The organism is Idiomarina sp., assembly GCF_048265525.1.
Lineage (GTDB): Bacteria > Pseudomonadota > Gammaproteobacteria > Enterobacterales > Alteromonadaceae > Idiomarina.
This window is the reverse complement of sequence record NZ_JBLXBI010000001.1, coordinates 698033-715341: the sequence shown is the minus strand read 5'-3', so window position 1 is coordinate 715341 and position 17309 is coordinate 698033. Positions and strand designations below refer to the sequence as shown.

Sequence of the window (17309 nt, the reverse complement as noted above, 5' to 3'; positions counted from 1 at the left end):
GTATGAGATTCATTTTATGCGGAATTATTGCGCTTTTCAGCCTTAATTCCTATGCCGCTGAATGCACCGGTTCCGTACCCGATGACTTTTCTAAAGTTGGGCAAACTCGGCTCAGTGTGTATTTCTGGGACGTTTATGACGCCACTTTATATAGCCCTTCAGGTAAGTATAAACAGGACGAACGACAAGCTCTGTTACTGGAGTACCTGCGTGATATTGAGGCGAAAGATCTTATAGAAACAACGGAAGAAGAATGGCTGAAGCTGGAACTGAATAGCGATAAACACGAGCAATGGTTAGAAAAACTGGACTCTATCTGGCCTGACATTAAAGAGGGCGACTGCCTCCTCTTAGTTGAAAAGAAAGACGGGACAGCAGAATTTTACCAAGGCGATAAGTTGCTGGGCGAAATTGAAGATAAAGACTTTACCGAGCAGTTTTTAGCTATTTGGCTGTCGGAAAATAGCCGCTTTGAATCTGAGCGTAATGAACTCATTGGGGAGAAATAAAAATGAAGACTTTAAAAGTTTTGGGCTTCACCGTTTTACTCAGTTTACTTGCGGCGTGCTCAACCGGCATTGATGCTTATAAATCAGCTGAGCCGAAGTTAAAGCTTGAAGAGTTCTTTAACGGTGAGCTGGTTGCTTACGGTATGGTTCAGGACTATAGCGGTGAAGTGATTCAGCGTTTCGAGGTAACCATGACAGGTACCTGGGAAGGTAATGAAGGCGTTCTCGACGAACATTTCACTTATGCCGACGGTCGTGAGCAGCAACGAGTCTGGCACATAACGAAAACCGGCCCGAATAGCTATGAAGGGCGCGCAGACGATGTTGAAGGTGTTGCCAAAGGTACAACAGCAGGCAATGTTCTTAACTGGGAGTACCAACTGGAAGTAGTGGTAGACGGAGAGCCTCTAGTATTGACGCTGGATGACTGGCTGTATCTTATTGACGAGAACAATATGATCAATCGTACCGATATGTCTAAATGGGGCTTTCCGGTTGGTGAGATCACGCTTTATATTGTTAAGAAATAAATATCAAGAATCTCTGTCGGTGACCGATAATAGGAGTATAATCCTGATATTGATATAGCCTTATAAGGTTTAGGGAAACGGCAGTGGCAATTAATTATCCGACATTTTCTTATAACAACCCCCGCATACAAGGGCAGACGATTTTTATTAAGCGTGGACCGCATCAGGGGAAGTTAGGAATTATAGCAAAAACACTGGATAACGAGCGCTTCCTGGTGTCTCAGGCTGACTTTGGTTCTGAAAAAGTCATTTTCAAACGTAGCGATTTCCTGGTGCACCGTTACCGTAAAATTAGAGTTCCAATAGACCGCGTTGCCGGAAAAAATCCGGACGTTCTATAACGAAAAAAGCGACCATGAAGGTCGCTTTTTTTACTTCTAGCGGTGCCTTACGCACTGCCTCGGGGTAAACGACAATCACTGTCTTTACCTTCTAGCTTTTGCTTCCACAGTTCTTTTGCAGTTAAGCCGCCAGAGCTGGATTTTTTCGCCGGGGATTGCTTAGCTGAAGATTTCTTCGCAGCAGGCTTTTTCGCTTCTGCTTTTTTAGGCTCAGTCTTCTTCGACTCCGACTTTTTAGGCGCAGACTTTTTCTCTTTACCAAGCGCTTTTGCGTCGTCAGCTAATTGACTCAGGCGTACATTTTTGCCTCCATCAACGCTATACCAGCCGTTACTGCTTTCTATTTCAGGCTTCTTACCGTGAGCCTTTTGATAAGCTTCGGTATATTCGGCGAGTACCTTTTCTTTATCCAGTTTGCTCATTCAAGTGTTCCCTTATTCAAGGTTTGGTTGTAAAAGTTTTGTATAAAAATGCTTCGCTATTCGTTTATACCGTTTTTTCGGATTATTGTCTAATTTCGGGTAAACTGAGGCCATTCAGCAAAGCAATTTGGTTTTTAGATATGCCGATAAATAGAAATGAATTACAGAATTATCTTAATAAGCTATTAAATAGTGAGCAGATTAAAGATTATTGTCCCAATGGACTGCAAGTAGAGGGTAAATCCGAGATCCGCAAAGTGGTCAGCGGGGTAACGGCTTGCCAGGCTTTGGTTGACAGGGCCGTCGACGAGAACGCCGATGCGATTCTGGTTCATCACGGCTATTTTTGGAAGGGAGAACCGGCGGAAGTTGTCGGAATGAAAAAGCGGCGCTTACAGCAGCTGTTGAAGCATGATATCAATTTATTTGCCTACCACTTACCACTCGATGTTCATCCTGAATTGGGAAACAATGCTCAGTTGGCCAAACTGATGGATTGGCAATTCGATGGGCCGGTGGATCCTTCTGATCCGGCATGCCCGCTGGTAACCGGTCATTTAGCTAAATCCGTTTCCTGCGATGAGTTTGCCAATGAACTGGAGCAGCGCTTAGAGCGCTCGCTGGTTTGTCGTGTCGACAGTTTAAATAAAATTAAAACAGTTGCCTGGTGCACTGGTGGTGGTCAGGGTTTTATTGACCGGGCGGCTCAGCTTGGTGTCGACGCCTTTATTACAGGTGAAGTCTCAGAACCGACTATACACAGTGCCAGGGAACAGGGAATCGCTTTTTTTGCGGCCGGGCATCACGCCACAGAGCGTTACGGCGCAAAAGCGCTGGGCGAGCACTTAGCAAGCCAGTTTAAACTTGATGTTAAGTTTATTGACATTGACAGTCCGGCCTGATGAAAAGAAGCCTTTAATGAATAAAAAGAAACAAGAACGCGGCGACTTTAGCGGCATCAGCCAAAAGTTCTCTAAATCCATTTATGACACCACTAAGGGGCAACTCAGGGTTGAGGTGCTCAAGCGTGATTTAGCGCCGCTGTTAGCCACTGAGCCATGTTTAGTGCTTGATGTAGGAGCCGGGCTTGGTCAGGTAAACCAGTGGTTTCAGGAAAAAGACTTTACGGTAGTGCATTCTGACCTTTCAACCGAAATGGTTGAAGAAGCTGAGCGCCGTCACAAAGCGGCAGGCCTGGGGCATCAGTGCAAGTACGTTTCGGCAAGTTTAACGGAGCTTGCTAATCAACAGCCGCTAGATCAGTACGATATTATTCTCTGCCACGCGGTGCTGGAATGGCTGCCGGATACCGAGTTCGCCATTCATCAATTGGCTTCATTATTAAAACCAGGCGGCAAACTGTCGCTTATGTTCTATAACTACCACGCCAAGCTTTTTGCCAATGCCATATACGGCAACTTTGATTATATTGAGCGTGGTCTGAAAGTGAAAAAAACGGTTCGCCTGAGTCCGCAGAACCCGGCGGTGCCGGAACATGTTGACCATTGGCTAGAGCAAGAAGGGTTAAAAGTTCAGCAAAAAACTGGTGTTCGCTGTTTTCATGACTACTTACGGGACCTAACTCATCAGCAACGGTTCGATGAGTTACTGGCGCTGGAGATGAAATACAACCAAATATCCCCTTATCGTGAGCTGGGGCGTTATCAACACTGGCTTATTGAAAAACCGAATTGTCAGGAGGAATGACTATGTCGAAGCAATGTGCATTTATTGGATTAGGCGTCATGGGTTACCCAATGGCCGGCCACTTACAAAAAGCGGATCATAAGGTAACGGTTTATAACCGCACTCAGGCTAAAGCCGAAAAATGGGCAAAGGAATACTCCGGACGCTACCAGCCAACCCCGGCTGAAGCGGTTAAAGAAGCTGACTTTGTTATGGTTTGTGTTGGTAACGATGACGATGTACGCAGTGTATTTTATGGTGACGGCGGCATCTTGGCTAATTTAAAACCCGGAGCTGTTGTTGTTGACCACACTACGGCTTCTGCTGAATTGGCACGAGAGCTCGAACAAGCTGTAAATGAAAAGCAGGGCAGCTTTTTAGATGCGCCGGTTTCAGGCGGCCAGGCCGGAGCGGAAAACGGTGTTCTAACCGCTATGGTCGGTGGTGAACAACACACTTTTGAAGCTGCAGACGAGCTTTTCCAATGCTATGCCAAAACTCGTCAGTTGATGGGTCCTGTTGGCAGTGGACAATTAGCGAAAATGGTCAATCAGATTTGTATTGCCGGCGTTTTGCAAGGTTTGTCGGAAGGGCTTCAACTGGCACGTAAAGTCGGCTTAGATCCTGATAAGCTTATTACGGCTATTAGCCAGGGCGCTGCAGGCTCCTGGCAGATGGAAAATCGCTATAAAACCATGTGGGATAACCACTACGAGCATGGCTTTGCTGTAGACTGGATGCGTAAAGACCTAAAAATAGCGTTGGCTGAGGCCGATCGTCAGGGCTTGTCGCTGCCGGCGACAGCATTAGTTGATCAATTCTATGCTGACGTTCAGAAAATGGGTGGCAGTCGCTGGGATACTTCAAGCTTGCTTGCGCGTCTTGAAAAGTGATTAGCTTATTGGCCTAACTATAGTATTAAAAAAGGAGGCGGTTGCCTCCTTTTTAAGTTCCACTAAGTGTTTAACTTATCTGAAGCCTTTACGACGCAATGCGTTAGTACTGAAGTCTTCACGGTTTGGAGAAATATCCCATTCCATGTAAGTACTTTCTTCATTACCCAGACCCAGAGAAATATAACGTCCAGAGTCCAAGTCATATAACGCTTCTGCAGCCATCCATGGAACGTCCTGGTTATAGAACTGAGTATTCAGAGCTTCACCAACACGCCATAGTTCGCCACGTCCGTCGTAGTGATCAACCAGTGACGCTGTCCAGGTATCTTCATCAAGGTACATTGTACGCTTAGAGTAGATATGGCGTTCACCGTCTTTAAGACTACCTTCAACCACCCAAACACGGTGTTTTTCATAACGGATCAAGTCCTGATTCATATGACCAGCTTTAATGATTTCGTCATAACTCAGTTCAGGATCCATGATCTTGAAGTTGTTGTAAGGAATATAAACTTCTTTCTTACCTTTTAACTCCCAGTTGTACTTATCTGGTGCACCGTTGTACATATCCAGGTTGTCAGAAGTACGTAGGCCATCTGCTGCAGTGCCTGGTCCGTCATAAGCAACGTTAGGTGCACGACGAACGCGACGCTGACCGGCATTATAAATCCAGGCGCGACGCCCTTCTTTCACCTGGTTAATGGTTTCATGAACCAGCAAAACAGTACCGGTTAAGCGAGAAGGAGCTTCAACTTCCTGCATAAAATAAAACAGAACGTTGTCGTCGGCTTCTTGGCGACCGGTTTCTAAGTACTCAGGGAATACCAGGGTTTCTTTAAGTTCTACTGTGGTGTAGTTACCGTTAGACAGAACTGGGAACTGCGCTACGTTACGAGTAACTGCACCGCCACGGTAACGAGTAATATGGTTCCATACAGCCTCTAATCCATTTTCCGGGATAGGGAACGGAATGGTGGTATCAAAGTTTTCGACGCCGTTACCACCGGCAACCATTTCTGCATTTTCTGCGTTGGATTTAATCTTAGGCCAAAGTTCGTCCGGATAGGTTGCCGAACGACGTGTTGGATACACAATCATTTTATAGTCTGAGTACTTATCGAACATCGCGATTTGGCCTTCGCTCAGATGTTCTTTGTGCTCATCCAGGTTATCGTGAGTGATGGTAAACAAAGGTTTATCATCAGCATACGGGTCATTACCGCGAACAACTTCAACCGCGTGATCGGAGTAACCACCATCCCAGGCTGGGATAGAGCCGTCGGCATTTGCCGCTTTTTCAGCACCAATAGGGGTTAGGTCCTGACCAAGCCGTGCGGCTTCTTCTGGTGATACTTTAGCCGCAACGCTCGCGGAAATCACCGATATGGCAAAAACGCCAGCTTTTAGCATCAGTTTATTCATTATAATTTTCCTTGTTGTTCTACTTTCCAACATCACTTTGCCAGAGGACTGACCTCTCAAGCAATACTTTAACGAAAAAAAGCACGAATTTAACGAAAAAAGGTTTTCAAATTATCTTGAGCTTATACAATCCTATGACATTTTTAGTACCCGGGAGGTTCCATGCGCTTGTCTTTAACCCCATTAGGGGTGTTGTTGGGGGCTATTTTTAGCACCACAGTGCTCGCACAGGATAGCGACACAACAACAATTACTGATTACGACGTGATCAGTGCACCAGCATTGTCATCAGACAGAATTAAAAGCGAAGTACTTATTGAAGTGACGACTGTTGGAACGCGACTTATAGCCGTCGGTGCGCATGGAAATATTATCTGGAAAGAGAGTGATGACTGGCAACAGGCAGAAGTAGATACCAGCGTACTTTTAACCAGTATCGCTTTTGCTGACGAGCAAAATGGATGGGCGACCGGGCATCATGGTGTCATTATTAAATCAGAAGACGGCGGTAAAAGCTGGAAGCGTCAGTTAGACGGTTTTGAACTGATGACGTTAGAAGAAGGCTATTATGAAAAGCATATTGAGAAACTGAATGAACAACTCGAATCAACCGAGGATGAAGACGTTATCGGTGAACTGGAGTGGCAGCTTGAAGAGGCTCAGTTCCAGATCAGTAATATAGAGGCAGCCAGAGAAGAAGGCCCCAGCAAGCCCTTTTTAGACCTTTACGCGAAGGATAGTCAGACCGTGCTGGCGATAGGCGCTTATGGTACCTTCCTTAAAACCGAAGATGGAGGCGACAGCTGGCAGGTTATCTCGGGTCGTTTGGAAAACCCGGGTGGTTATCATTTGAATACCATTTTTGGTCAGGGTGACGACTTATATATTGTCGGGGAAGCCGGACTAGCCTTTGCGAGTTACGACGGTGGTGAGAGTTGGGAGACTCTTGATTCTCCTTATCGCGGTTCGCTGTTTGGCGGACACCTTGATGCCGAGGGCCGTGTTTGGGTTTATGGCTTACGCGGCAATGCTTTTGTCTCAGACGATAAAGGACAAAGCTTTACAACCGTTGATACAGGCACCAGAGTTAATTTGTCGGCAGGAACCAACACTAACAACGGTACTCAGCTAATTGTTGGGCATTCCGGAACCATTCTTGAGATTGATGACCAGCTAGAAGTAAAGAACCGGACACATCCGAGCGGTTCGGTTATGACCGATATTATTGAAGTAGGCGACGGTGAGTGGATTATGACGGGCCGCAGTGGTTTATTGCACTGGCCAGCCAAAATCACTGAAGAAGAAGCATTAGCAACGCAACAAGGAGCGCAGTAAATGGATAATCCGAGTGCGAATAAACCAGCTGGACTGCTGGAGAAGCTATTATTCACGGTACGGGCTCCCTGGCTAATTGTCTTTTTGTTACTGACCTTGTTTTTGGGTTATCACGCGTCACAGGTTCGCCCCGATGCCAGCCTGACCAAAATGATCCCGACCAACCATCCGTTTATTCAAAACTATTTTGAGTATCAGGACGACTTAGCCAGTTTGGGGAACGTTGTCCGGGTGGCGGTTGAGAATAAAGACGGCGATATTTTTGAAGCCGATTTTCAACAAGAACTGCAAAAAATAACCGATGAGATCTTCTTTATTCCGGGCGTCAATCGCTCCGGGCTTCGCAGTTTATGGACACCCAATGTTCGCTGGATGGAAGTAACCGAAGAAGGTTTTGTCGGCGGCCCGGTTATTCCCGATGGTTATGACGGCAGTGAAGAGTCCTTAGATAAACTAAGAACTAACGTTCTGCGTTCAGGTGAAGTAGGGAACCTGGTTGCCAATAATTTTGAATCAACCATCGTCTATATTCCGCTGGATGAAGTTAATCCGGAAACCGGTGAAAAGCTGGATTATCAAGAGTTCTCTGAAAAGCTGGAAACCCTGGTTCGCGATAAATACCAAAGTGATGATATTGAAATTCACATTACCGGTTTTGCGAAACTGATAGGCGACCTTATTGAAGGTGCTGAGCAGGTTGGTTTGTTCTTCCTGTTGGCTATCGCTATTACTTTGGTCATGCTTTATCTGTATAGCCGTTGTTGGCGCAGTACCTTTATGGTGCTTAGTTGTTCAATTATCGCGGTAGTGTGGCAACTGGGGATTATTGAACTTATTGGCAGCGGTATTAACCCGTACTCAATGCTCGTACCATTCCTGGTGTTCGCCATAGGGGTATCACACGGCGTACAAATTATTAATGCCATTGGCTCTAACCGGGTTGCCGGGCTTGATAAAGTTGCTGCAGCTCGCACAGCGTTCCGTGGTCTGTATATTGCCGGGTTAACCGCTCTGGCCAGCGATGCCATTGGCTTTACGACCTTGATGGTTATTGATATTGAGGTAATTAAAGAACTGGCGATAGCCGCGAGTATAGGTGTCGCCGTGGTGGTGCTGACCAACCTGGGTTTATTGCCTATTTTGATGTCGTACTTGGGAACATCCGACAACGGTGTTGCTTACCAGAAACGAATAAAGGGTGAGCGTCATCCGCTGTTTGATTTCTTTGCTAAATTTACTCAGCCTAAATGGGCGTATTCAGCGTTAGTTATTGCTCTTGTTATGCTGGCCTGGGGCTTAGTCAATAGTCAGAATATGGCAATTGGTGACCTTGATAAAGGCGCGCCGGAACTTCGCCCTGACAGCCGCTACAATCAGGACAATGCCTTTATTGTAGAAAACTACAGCTCCAGTACCGATATCTTTGTGGTCATGGCGGCGTCCGCGCCTGAGCAATGTATTGCGTACGATAATCTCGAGATGATGGAACGTTTTAGCTGGCATATGGAAAACACCAGCGGTGTTCAGGACGTTAAATCTGTTGTCTACGTTTCTAAAATGGGCATGTTTGGTATTAACGAGGGTAACCTTAAGTGGTTTAGCTTAAACCGTAACAAGTATGTGACTAACGCCTCGTTAAGTCGCATTCCTGATGGTTTGATCAATAACGACTGCTCAATGGCGCCGGTCATTATTTATCTGGACGACCATAAAGCTGAGACATTAGAGAATGTTGTTGGCTCGGTTAATGAGTTTAACCAGAACTATCAGCAGGAAGGTTTAGAGTTGTTGATGGCAGCGGGCAACTCGGGCATTGAAGCGGCAACCAACTCAGTTATAGAAGCAGCGCAGAATAAGATGCTGCTGTGGGTTTATGGCGTTGTTATCGTGCTGTGCTTTATTACCTTCCGTAGCGTTCGTACGGTGGCTTGTATTGTATTGCCGCTGGCCTTTACTACTGTTATGAGTCAGGGACTAATGGCGGTGTTAGGCATAGGCATTAAAGTGGCTACCTTGCCGGTTATTGCCTTAGGGGTTGGTATCGGTGTCGACTACGGCATTTATATTTACAGTAAAGTGAAAGAGGGCTTGCAGCAGGGCATGTCGTTGCAGGAAACCTACAAGTACTCGCTGGATAACACCGGCAAGGCCGTCGGCTTTACTGGCTTAACGCTGGCCATAGGCGTCGCTACCTGGATATTCTCACCCATTAAATTCCAGGCCGACATGGGTATATTGTTAACCTTTATGTTCCTGTGGAATATGCTGGGTGCGCTTATCTTAATTCCGGCACTGGCAAGGTTATTCAGAGTGGGGAATAAGAAAGCCTAACTTGCTTATTCGAAAGATAAATCAGTGATATTAGGCGTCGGCTTTTATTAAGTCGGCGCCTTTTTTCTGTGAGTATTTTAATTCCATATTATTCACAGCCTTAACAAGACTGTAAAGTTCGTTTGAAAAGTAAAGTGTTTAAGTTAATGAAAAAGCGACCGATAACTTATTAAACGGAGTTTATAAATAACGTTTAAAAGGAAGTGAACATGAAACCTATTACGTTGACATCGACTTCAATACTTACTTCAATGAACTCGCCTGGACAAGCGCAAAAAATTAATAACATGGAAGTAAGTTCTGCGAAAAAACAGTATGTTGCTAGCATTTCTAACGACACGATAGCAACATCATCAAAACAAAATACAATAACCATTAAGGAAGTAACTAAACCAACAGCAGCTGAATTAAAAGAGGGGCTTATAGACTTAGTCGCTATTGAAAAGGAACAACAAAAATATGCCGGTGACATGGTCTCTGAAACTCAACGTATTTTAGCAGAGGTAGCAGAAGAGCAACCAAACCTACTAAACAAAAATTTCGACTTTACTAACACGGGCGATGAAATAGACATCATTGATCATGATTTAACAAAAAGAGAATATAACTACTTAAAAGCAAAACTCAACGCTAGTGATAAACTAGTTGAAGCCACTGATTTTTTAAATACTGACCTAGCTAGAGAGAAAACACAAACATCAAGAAGTAACACAATATACACCAAAGAAGACGTGGCCGGCCGAATTAAAGTCAGAAGTGTGATAGAGCAGGCTGAAGAAAGGTCTGCAGAGAAAAGTAGAATTCATGATGAAGATATTGTTCTGAAACCTTATGATGAAAGAGCAATGTTCAGTGAGGAAGTCCACTTTAATGTACTAGATATACTGCAGAATACGAGTGTGCGCTTTAACGCTAAAGTTTAAGCATGTAAATCCTGGATTCATCACTGGTGGAGAGGAGATAAATATCCTGTGTCATCAGCTTTTCTTTAATTCAACGCAACGACACAGGTTTTAGAACATTAGCATTAAAGCGATGCGGCGTAGTCATACAGTGATTTTAGCAACCGCAGCTTATGCGCATCTTCCTGATGCTGATTTGCTAAATCCTCAAGCTTCAGTGCAAAGTCCTCTGCGGACAATAAGCCTTCTGGCGGCTCAATTAAGCGCTGCTGACAAAACAGACGCCACTTATTTAGTTCTTTGTCGCTAAGAGTCGACGGGTAGTTTCGTGCCCGGTAGCGAAACAGCAGTGTAGGCATACGCTTGTCCTGAAAATCCAGCTCCAGACCTGCCAGTTGGTGTGGCTCTGACGAACGGATAATCTCCATATGTTTTTTATCCTGAGGAGAGAAAAAGCCATCGTATATCTGGTGATCAACATCGGTTCTGGGAGCAAACTCTTTGGTTTGTTCAAACACCTGCATGAGCTTGTCACGGAAGTCGCTGTTATCCTGTAACCATTTAGCGTTTGTCTCCAGGGCGGCTGTATCTAATGCGGCACTATCAGCAGCTTCAGCAGAAATAGTTTTAATAGGCGCTAAGAAAGGACAACGACCCAAGTGAATATTTTGTATACCGCTTTTCTGTAAGCCTTGCTCTTCCAGTTCCCTACGACTGGTGTAGGTTAGTTCCGTTAATTCTTCTACCGATTTATCGGCAAAATCCATGGGCGGAACGCGCAGGTCCCAGGCAATAACGTTGCTATTTTGCTTAGGATGAAAGCCCAGCGGCAATATAGCCGACAAATAGCGGTTAGCCGTACCGTAAAACCCACTGACATGTGCCAGAGGCTCCGGTGCCTGCCAGTTAAACAAATTCAGTAGCTTTTGCTTACGGCGAATACTGTAAGCCCACTGCCACAGCTTAGGCTGCTTCTCGCTGACAAGTTTTGCCAGACCAATGGTCGCGTAAACGTCCGACATAGCATCGTGCGCCTGACCGTGCTCAATGTTATTGGCAACACTCAAGTGCTCCAGTTTTAGACTGGGTTGTCCGTCGGCGTTTTCCGGCCAGTTAATACCGTCCGGGCGCAGCGCAAAACAGGCTCGCACCACATCAATTAAGTCCCAGCGTGAATTGCCGTTTTGCCAGCTGTATTCGTAAGGGTCATAAAAGTTACGATAGAACAGCAAACGGGTGACTTCGTCATCAAAACGAATGTTGTTGTAGCCAATAATGGTGGTATTGGGCTTTTGAAATTCGTTTGCTATGGCTTTGCTGAACTCCGCTTCACCGACTCCTTGCTTCGCAGCAAGCTGCGGCGTAATACCCGTAATTAAGGTGGCTTCCGGGTTAGGCAGAAAGTCCGGTGTGGGTTGAGCGTAAAGCGTTAAAGGCCGACCGATAACATTAAAATCAGTGTCTGTGCGTAATCCGGCAAACTGTGCAGGGCGGTCCACTAAAGGGTTAGCGCCCCATGTCTCATAATCGTGCCAGTAGAAGGTTTCTTGTTCGTTTTGTGCCATAAGCCTAAGTGCTCAGCGGAAAAGGAAAACTATAGCACGAGCCCGCAGATAAATTCAGCCACTCACTCTCTTTCAATCTTGTTCACTTGCAAGTCGTAAGCTTTGTCCAGCTTTTGCTCCAGTGTACGGTCATCTTCGTGGCGAAAAGCAAGTTCAGCGTGCGGCAGAATGCGTTTAGCTAAACGTTGTGCAACGGCGTCTCTGAACTTTTGTTCGTTATCTAGTGCTTCATTATCTACTTCCAGCGTAATTTGCTGTCTGTCGCCTAAGTGTGTGTACTCAACGCGATAAGTCGGCATCTGCATATCTCCTCGTTGTCAGTTCGTTGCTTTCCTGCGACTATGTTATGACTAACAATCTAGCCTATAACAATAAAATCGAGGTCAGAATGAAAAAGCTCTACTTATCTGCATTACTTGCCACTGCTGCGTTTGGATCGCTATTACCCGCCGCACAGGCGGATGAACATGATGTTGAATACGCTATGGCCATTCACGGCGGAGCCGGAACAATTACTCGGGCCAATTTAACCGCTGAACAGGAACAAGCCTATAAAGATAAACTGACAGAAGCGCTAGAAGCCGGCCGAAAGGTATTGAAAGAAGGCGGTGACAGCACCACCGCAGTTATTGCAGCTATTCAGGTAATGGAAGCATCGCCACTTTTTAACTCTGGTAAAGGCGCGGTTTATACCTGGGACGGAGAACATGAACTGGATGCTTCGTTAATGGAAGGTCTGAACGGCAATGCGGGAGCTGTTGCCGGTGTGAAAACGGTAAAAAGTCCAATAGAACTGGCGCGTGAAGTAATGGATGAGTCGGTACACGTCATGCTAAGTGGTGAAGGCGCAGAGCTGTTTTCCCGTCAACAAGGCCTGGAGCAGGTAGAGAACAGCTACTTTAATACAGAGCACCGTTATCAGCAGCTACAAAACGCCAAGGAAACCATCAAGAAAAGTGAACAACCAGAGCAACAGGCCTGGGAATATCTGGATTTGGACTACAAATACGGCACCGTCGGTGCTGTGGCTGTTGATAAAAACGGGCTATTAAGCGCTGGTACCTCAACCGGCGGCATGACAGCCAAACGTTATGGTAGAATAGGGGATTCCCCCATTATTGGTGCCGGTACCTGGGCGGATAACGACAGCTGTGCTGTTTCGGCAACCGGACACGGTGAATACTTTATTCGCTTCCACGTGGCGGCTGATATCTGCTCGCGGGTTAAATATAAAGGGCTTTCGGTCAGTGAGGCCGGCGATGAGGTTATTCACGGCATGCTGGAACAAGCGGGTGGTACCGGAGGCGTCATTATTATTGACGCAGAAGGCAATATTGCTATGCCGTTTAATACTGAAGGTATGTATCGTGGCTATATTAAGGGCGAAGGTGATGCCCATATTGCTATTTATAACGAGGATGAATAAGTTCGGAGTCTATGAGTCGTCAAAAATCGCACGATAAATCACAAAGTCAGCCTTTTGTTGATAAATTTCAGACACAATTAGAGCAATGTACAACACAACAGGCCGCGCTTTTGCGCGGTCGTTTGCGTGGTCTGAGTAAAATTAAAAACGAGCAACGACAGCAGCAAGTGCTGGAGCGGATAGCGGGCGATATCGAGACTGCTGAGTTGGCGTATCTGGAGCGTCAGCAGCAAAAGTTTCATATCAGTTACCCCGAAGAATTGCCGGTTGCCCAGCAGCGTGGCGACATTAAGAAAGCCATTGAGCAGAATCAGGTGGTGGTCATTGCCGGCGAGACCGGTTCGGGTAAGACCACGCAGCTACCGAAAATGTTGCTGGAACTGGGGTATGGTCGCAAAGGTACCATTGGTCATACTCAGCCCCGGCGGCTGGCGGCACGCAGTGTTGCTGCCCGAATTGGGGATGAGCTGCAGGATCACGCGAAAAAGCAGGTGGGTTATAAAATCCGCTTTCAGGATGAGACCGCACCGACTACGGCAATAAAACTGATGACCGACGGTATGCTGTTATCCGAACTGCAGCAAGACCCTCTGCTACTGCAATACGACGCCATTATTATTGATGAAGCGCATGAGCGCAGTCTGAACATCGACTTTTTGCTGGGCGTATTGCATACGCTGCTGCCCAAACGCCGTGATCTCAAAGTTGTTATTACCTCAGCGACCATCGAAACCGAACGTTTCTCCAAACACTTTCATGATGCTCCCGTACTGACGGTAACCGGCCGAACCTATCCGGTGGAAGTTCGGTATCGGCCGCCTAAAGAAGATGGCAAAGCTGCTGATGCCGATGTTCTTCAGGGGGTTTGTGAGGCGGTGGAAGAGCTGCAACGTGAAAGTGAAGGCGATATTCTCATTTTTGCCAGCGGTGAGCGCGAAATCCGCGATTACGCAGATGCTATCGGGGACTTACAGCTGCGTAATACTGAAGTATTGCCCTTGTATGCGCGCTTGTCTTCGCACGAGCAGAACCGTGTGTTTCAGTCGCACAGTCAACGCCGGGTGGTTATTGCTACCAACGTGGCAGAAACCTCGTTAACGGTTCCGGGGATACGCTTTGTGATTGACCCGGGCACCGTGCGCATGAGCCGTTACAGTTATCGCACTAAAGTGCAGCGCTTACCTATTGAGCCTATTTCACAGGCCAGTGCCAACCAGCGCAAGGGGCGTTGCGGCCGTATTGGTCCGGGCATTTGTATTCGCTTATACAGTGAAGAGGACTTTTTGCAGCGTCCGGAGTATACCGACCCAGAAATTCTCCGTACCAATTTGGCGGCGGTCATATTGCAAATGTCGTCGTTGCGCCTGGGTGACATTCGCCAGTTTCCATTTGTTCAAAAGCCCGATGAGCGTTTTGTTAAAGATGGCCTGAACTTACTGGAAGAGTTGCATGCCATTAAGCCCGGACGTAAAAATGAGCAACCGAAATTAACGGATACGGGACGTCAACTGTCGCGGCTGCCTCTGGATCCGCGCCTGGCCAGAATGGTCATAGCCGGACAGCAATATGGTTGTGTTCGTGAAATGCTGATAATTACCGCGGCTCTGAGTATTCAGGATCCGCGCGAACGGCCACACGATGCGCAGCAAAAAGCCGATGAATGGCACCAGCGTTTTCGTGACAAAAGCTCCGACTTTATGGCGTTTCTGAATCTATGGAATTACGTCAAAGAAAAACAAAAAGCCTTGTCAGGAAATCAGTTCCGTAAGCAAATGGGTCGTGAGTTTATTCATTTTATGCGCCTGCGTGAGTGGCAGGACATTTACACGCAGAGCCGACAAACGGTTCGGGAAATGGGGTTATCCATTAATGAAGAAGCGGCCACTTTCGAGCAAGTGCACCGGGCGTTGATTACTGGCTTATTGTCTCAGGTGGGCTTTAAAGAAGACCGACACGAATATCAGGGAACACGCCAGACGCGTTTTCATATTTTTCCGGGCTCAGGTTTGTTTGGCAAACCTCCGAAATGGGTTGTTACCGCTGAACTGGCGGAAACTTCGAAGTTGTATGCGCGCATTAATGCCGATATTGACCCGCTGTGGATAGAAGAAGCCGCGCCACACTTAGTTAAAAAACAATACCTTGAGCCTCATTTTGAGAAGAAGCAAGGCAGTGTTATTGCCGATGAGCAGGTGACGTTACTGGGACTTATTCTGGTACCCAGACGGCGTGTCCAGTTTGGTCCGGTTTCACCAGTCAAAGCCCGGGAGATTTTCATCCGCGAAGGGCTGGTTAATTCGCAGCTGACGCGCAAACTGCCGTTTATTCAACACAACTTAAAGTTGATTCAGGATGTTCAGGCGCTGGAGGCGAAGTCCCGCCGGCGCGATATTCTGGTGGATGAAGAGGTCCTGTTCGAGGCTTATGACCGCGCAATACCCGAAGGCATATACAACGAAAAGCTACTGGCAGGCTGGTGGCATAAGGCGGCCAAAAAAGAACCTAAACTTCTGTTTTTTGAACGCGATGACCTTATTGCCGGCGACACCGAACACATTACAGAAAATGAATATCCGGAGTTTTGGCGACAAGGCAACTTGCGACTGCCATTAAGCTACCATTTTGAACCTAACGCTGAAGACGACGGCGTCAGTGTGAATATCCAACTGGGTATTCTGAATCAGGTGAAGCCGGAAGGTTTCGACTGGCATATTCCGGCGCTTCGCGAGGAACGTATTGCTCACTTAATTAAGTCGTTGCCGAAAACCTTACGCCGGAATTTTGTACCGGCACCTAACTTTGCTGGCGCGATTATAGCCGATATTGAACCGCTGCAGGGGCGCTTAACCGATGCTATGGCGACTAAGTTGCGGCGTATGACCGGCGTGACGGTTCCGGAAGAAAACTGGGATGAGTCCTCGCTACCGGCTCATTTACGCATGAACTTTAAGATTCTTGACGGCAAAAAGTTGGTTAGCCAGGGGCGTGATTTGCAAAGCCTTCAGCAGCAATTGTCGGGTAAAGTGCAGCAGCGACTGGAGAAAACCGCCGGTGACGATATTAGCCGTGAGCGCGTCGATAGCTGGGACTTTGATGACTTACCGGAAGTTATTACCGAACGTCAGCAAGGTTTTGAGCTGAAGGCGTATCCGGGCTTAATCAATAAAGGCAAAGGGCAGGTTGCTCTGCAGTTGTTCGATAACCCGGAGCAGGCTAAGAAGCATCATAAAGCCGGTGTGCGCGAATTGTTATTGCAGCAAATACCGTCACCTATTAAGCATTTACAGAAGTCACTGTCGAATAAAGCCAAGTTGACTATGTACTTTAACCCCTGGGGTAAAGTGGATGCGTTAATAGCCGACTGTATAGCAGCGGCGGTAGACGGCCTTATTCAGGAACAGATTGAGCAGGGCAATGAGCTCCGTGAACAAAAGGGATTTGAGCAATTAAAAGATATTGTTCGTGCTAATTTGAATGATCGTGTTGAACAAATAGCACTGGAAGTTGAACAGTGCCTTCTATTGTCACAACAGGTTAGAAAGTCTCTTAAAGGTAAAATTCCACTGGATCAGATCCAGTCCCGGGGCGATATTCAGGACCAACTGGATAACTTAGTGTTCGCCGGGTTTGTTTCTGCTTTTGGTGGGGAGCGCTTGAGTGACATTGTGCGTTATTTAAAAGCTATTCAACGTCGGCTAGAAAAACTGCCGGTTGACCCGAATAAGGACAGATTGATGACTCTGACCCTGGCCAACCTTGAAGAGCAGTATAAAGCGGCGGTGAAAGCTTATGAAAATAAAGGTTCGGTGGTTCCCGATGAGGTTGCTGAAATTCGCTGGATGATTGAAGAGCTGCGAGTATCATTCTTCGCGCAGACGCTGGGAACGAAGTATCCGGTGTCAGAAAAGCGGGTTAAACAAGCAATAGAGGCGGCTAGATAGCCG

The 17309-nt window shown here is 46.7% G+C and carries 15 protein-coding genes; 11 read left to right on the top strand and 4 right to left on the bottom strand.

Translation table 11 applies throughout. The features are described from left to right. The first annotated feature begins 2 nt into the window (after nucleotides 1–2). From ACN0TF_RS03470 to ACN0TF_RS03460, 3 genes are all read left to right on the top strand, one after another. Entirely contained in the window at nucleotides 3–509 is a 507-nt protein-coding gene (locus tag ACN0TF_RS03470) for a chalcone isomerase family protein (RefSeq protein ID WP_417440761.1), read from the top strand. A 2-nt stretch (nucleotides 510–511) separates the two neighbouring features. Continuing rightward, nucleotides 512–1039: a DUF3833 domain-containing protein gene (locus tag ACN0TF_RS03465; protein WP_417440760.1), complete on the top strand. Its 528-nt coding sequence runs from the start codon at nucleotides 512–514 to the stop codon at nucleotides 1037–1039. A gap of 83 nt (nucleotides 1040–1122) precedes the next feature. After that, a complete protein-coding gene (locus ACN0TF_RS03460; RefSeq protein ID WP_417440759.1) occupies nucleotides 1123–1380 on the top strand; it encodes a DUF3912 family protein in 258 nt (85 codons plus the stop codon). Nucleotides 1381–1427: 47 nt separating this feature from the next. Here ACN0TF_RS03460 and ACN0TF_RS03455 read toward each other — a convergent pair whose 3' ends face one another. Next, on the bottom strand, nucleotides 1428–1802 hold the full coding sequence (locus ACN0TF_RS03455; protein WP_417440758.1) for a hypothetical protein: 375 nt from the start codon (nucleotides 1800–1802) through the stop codon (nucleotides 1428–1430). A gap of 140 nt (nucleotides 1803–1942) precedes the next feature. On the opposite strand from ACN0TF_RS03455, the gene ACN0TF_RS03450 reads away from it, so the two are divergent. From ACN0TF_RS03450 to ACN0TF_RS03440, 3 genes are read left to right on the top strand one after another with little or no spacing between them, the layout of a single operon-like run. After that, nucleotides 1943–2704, top strand: a complete 762-nt coding sequence (locus ACN0TF_RS03450) for a Nif3-like dinuclear metal center hexameric protein (protein ID WP_417440757.1) — start codon at nucleotides 1943–1945, stop codon at nucleotides 2702–2704. A gap of 16 nt (nucleotides 2705–2720) precedes the next feature. Then, the gene (locus ACN0TF_RS03445; protein WP_417440756.1) at nucleotides 2721–3509 is read left to right on the top strand and encodes a methyltransferase domain-containing protein; all 789 of its coding nucleotides are present in this window, start codon (nucleotides 2721–2723) and stop codon (nucleotides 3507–3509) included. A gap of 2 nt (nucleotides 3510–3511) precedes the next feature. After that, nucleotides 3512–4381 carry an NAD(P)-dependent oxidoreductase gene (locus tag ACN0TF_RS03440; protein ID WP_417440755.1) on the top strand — a complete coding sequence of 290 codons (870 nt, stop codon included), beginning with the start codon at nucleotides 3512–3514 and terminating at the stop codon, nucleotides 4379–4381. Nucleotides 4382–4456: 75 nt separating this feature from the next. Here the strand turns inward: ACN0TF_RS03440 and ACN0TF_RS03435 are convergent, their stop codons facing one another. Then, nucleotides 4457–5806 carry a DUF1329 domain-containing protein gene (locus ACN0TF_RS03435; RefSeq protein ID WP_417440754.1) on the bottom strand — a complete coding sequence of 450 codons (1350 nt, stop codon included), beginning with the start codon at nucleotides 5804–5806 and terminating at the stop codon, nucleotides 4457–4459. Between the two features lie 162 nt (nucleotides 5807–5968). Here ACN0TF_RS03435 and ACN0TF_RS03430 point away from each other — a divergent pair, with 162 nt between their 5' ends. The 3 genes from ACN0TF_RS03430 to ACN0TF_RS03420 all read left to right on the top strand — a co-directional run bounded on the left by ACN0TF_RS03430 (nucleotide 5969) and on the right by ACN0TF_RS03420 (nucleotide 10395). Then, complete coding sequence (locus tag ACN0TF_RS03430; protein WP_417440753.1) at nucleotides 5969–7141, top strand: WD40/YVTN/BNR-like repeat-containing protein; 1173 nt, start codon at nucleotides 5969–5971, stop codon at nucleotides 7139–7141. Then, on the top strand, nucleotides 7142–9472 hold the full coding sequence (locus ACN0TF_RS03425; RefSeq protein ID WP_417440752.1) for an efflux RND transporter permease subunit: 2331 nt from the start codon (nucleotides 7142–7144) through the stop codon (nucleotides 9470–9472). A 209-nt stretch (nucleotides 9473–9681) separates the two neighbouring features. Then, complete coding sequence (locus ACN0TF_RS03420) at nucleotides 9682–10395, top strand: hypothetical protein (protein ID WP_417440751.1); 714 nt, start codon at nucleotides 9682–9684, stop codon at nucleotides 10393–10395. Nucleotides 10396–10499: 104 nt separating this feature from the next. On the opposite strand, the gene sbcB is transcribed toward ACN0TF_RS03420, so the two are convergent. Then, nucleotides 10500–11939: an exodeoxyribonuclease I gene (sbcB, locus tag ACN0TF_RS03415; protein WP_417440750.1), complete on the bottom strand. Its 1440-nt coding sequence runs from the start codon at nucleotides 11937–11939 to the stop codon at nucleotides 10500–10502. Nucleotides 11940–12001: 62 nt separating this feature from the next. Beyond that, on the bottom strand, nucleotides 12002–12238 hold the full coding sequence (locus ACN0TF_RS03410) for a hypothetical protein (RefSeq protein WP_417440749.1): 237 nt from the start codon (nucleotides 12236–12238) through the stop codon (nucleotides 12002–12004). 89 nt (nucleotides 12239–12327) lie between these two features. Between ACN0TF_RS03410 and ACN0TF_RS03405 the strand changes: the two genes are divergently transcribed. Both ACN0TF_RS03405 and hrpA read left to right on the top strand, forming a co-directional pair. Beyond that, nucleotides 12328–13365 carry an isoaspartyl peptidase/L-asparaginase family protein gene (locus tag ACN0TF_RS03405; protein WP_417440748.1) on the top strand — a complete coding sequence of 346 codons (1038 nt, stop codon included), beginning with the start codon at nucleotides 12328–12330 and terminating at the stop codon, nucleotides 13363–13365. 11 nt (nucleotides 13366–13376) lie between these two features. Next, the gene (gene hrpA, locus ACN0TF_RS03400) at nucleotides 13377–17306 is read left to right on the top strand and encodes an ATP-dependent RNA helicase HrpA (protein ID WP_417440747.1); all 3930 of its coding nucleotides are present in this window, start codon (nucleotides 13377–13379) and stop codon (nucleotides 17304–17306) included. Nucleotides 17307–17309: the final 3 nt, after the last annotated feature.

Excerpts from the sequence above, each read along its gene's own strand:
- ACN0TF_RS03470 (WP_417440761.1), top strand. The coding sequence starts at position 3 with ATGAGATTCATTTTATGCGGAATTATTGCGCTTTTCAGCCTTAATTCC.
- ACN0TF_RS03465 (WP_417440760.1), top strand. The coding sequence starts at position 512 with ATGAAGACTTTAAAAGTTTTGGGCTTCACCGTTTTACTCAGTTTACTT.
- ACN0TF_RS03455 (WP_417440758.1), bottom strand. The coding sequence starts at position 1,802 with ATGAGCAAACTGGATAAAGAAAAGGTACTCGCCGAATATACCGAAGCT.
- ACN0TF_RS03450 (WP_417440757.1), top strand. The coding sequence starts at position 1,943 with ATGCCGATAAATAGAAATGAATTACAGAATTATCTTAATAAGCTATTA.
- ACN0TF_RS03445 (WP_417440756.1), top strand. The coding sequence starts at position 2,721 with ATGAATAAAAAGAAACAAGAACGCGGCGACTTTAGCGGCATCAGCCAA.
- ACN0TF_RS03440 (WP_417440755.1), top strand. The coding sequence starts at position 3,512 with ATGTCGAAGCAATGTGCATTTATTGGATTAGGCGTCATGGGTTACCCA.
- ACN0TF_RS03435 (WP_417440754.1), bottom strand. The coding sequence starts at position 5,806 with ATGAATAAACTGATGCTAAAAGCTGGCGTTTTTGCCATATCGGTGATT.
- ACN0TF_RS03430 (WP_417440753.1), top strand. The coding sequence starts at position 5,969 with ATGCGCTTGTCTTTAACCCCATTAGGGGTGTTGTTGGGGGCTATTTTT.
- ACN0TF_RS03425 (WP_417440752.1), top strand. The coding sequence starts at position 7,142 with ATGGATAATCCGAGTGCGAATAAACCAGCTGGACTGCTGGAGAAGCTA.
- ACN0TF_RS03420 (WP_417440751.1), top strand. The coding sequence starts at position 9,682 with ATGAAACCTATTACGTTGACATCGACTTCAATACTTACTTCAATGAAC.
- sbcB (WP_417440750.1), bottom strand. The coding sequence starts at position 11,939 with ATGGCACAAAACGAACAAGAAACCTTCTACTGGCACGATTATGAGACA.
- ACN0TF_RS03410 (WP_417440749.1), bottom strand. The coding sequence starts at position 12,238 with ATGCCGACTTATCGCGTTGAGTACACACACTTAGGCGACAGACAGCAA.
- ACN0TF_RS03405 (WP_417440748.1), top strand. The coding sequence starts at position 12,328 with ATGAAAAAGCTCTACTTATCTGCATTACTTGCCACTGCTGCGTTTGGA.
- hrpA (WP_417440747.1), top strand. The coding sequence starts at position 13,377 with ATGAGTCGTCAAAAATCGCACGATAAATCACAAAGTCAGCCTTTTGTT.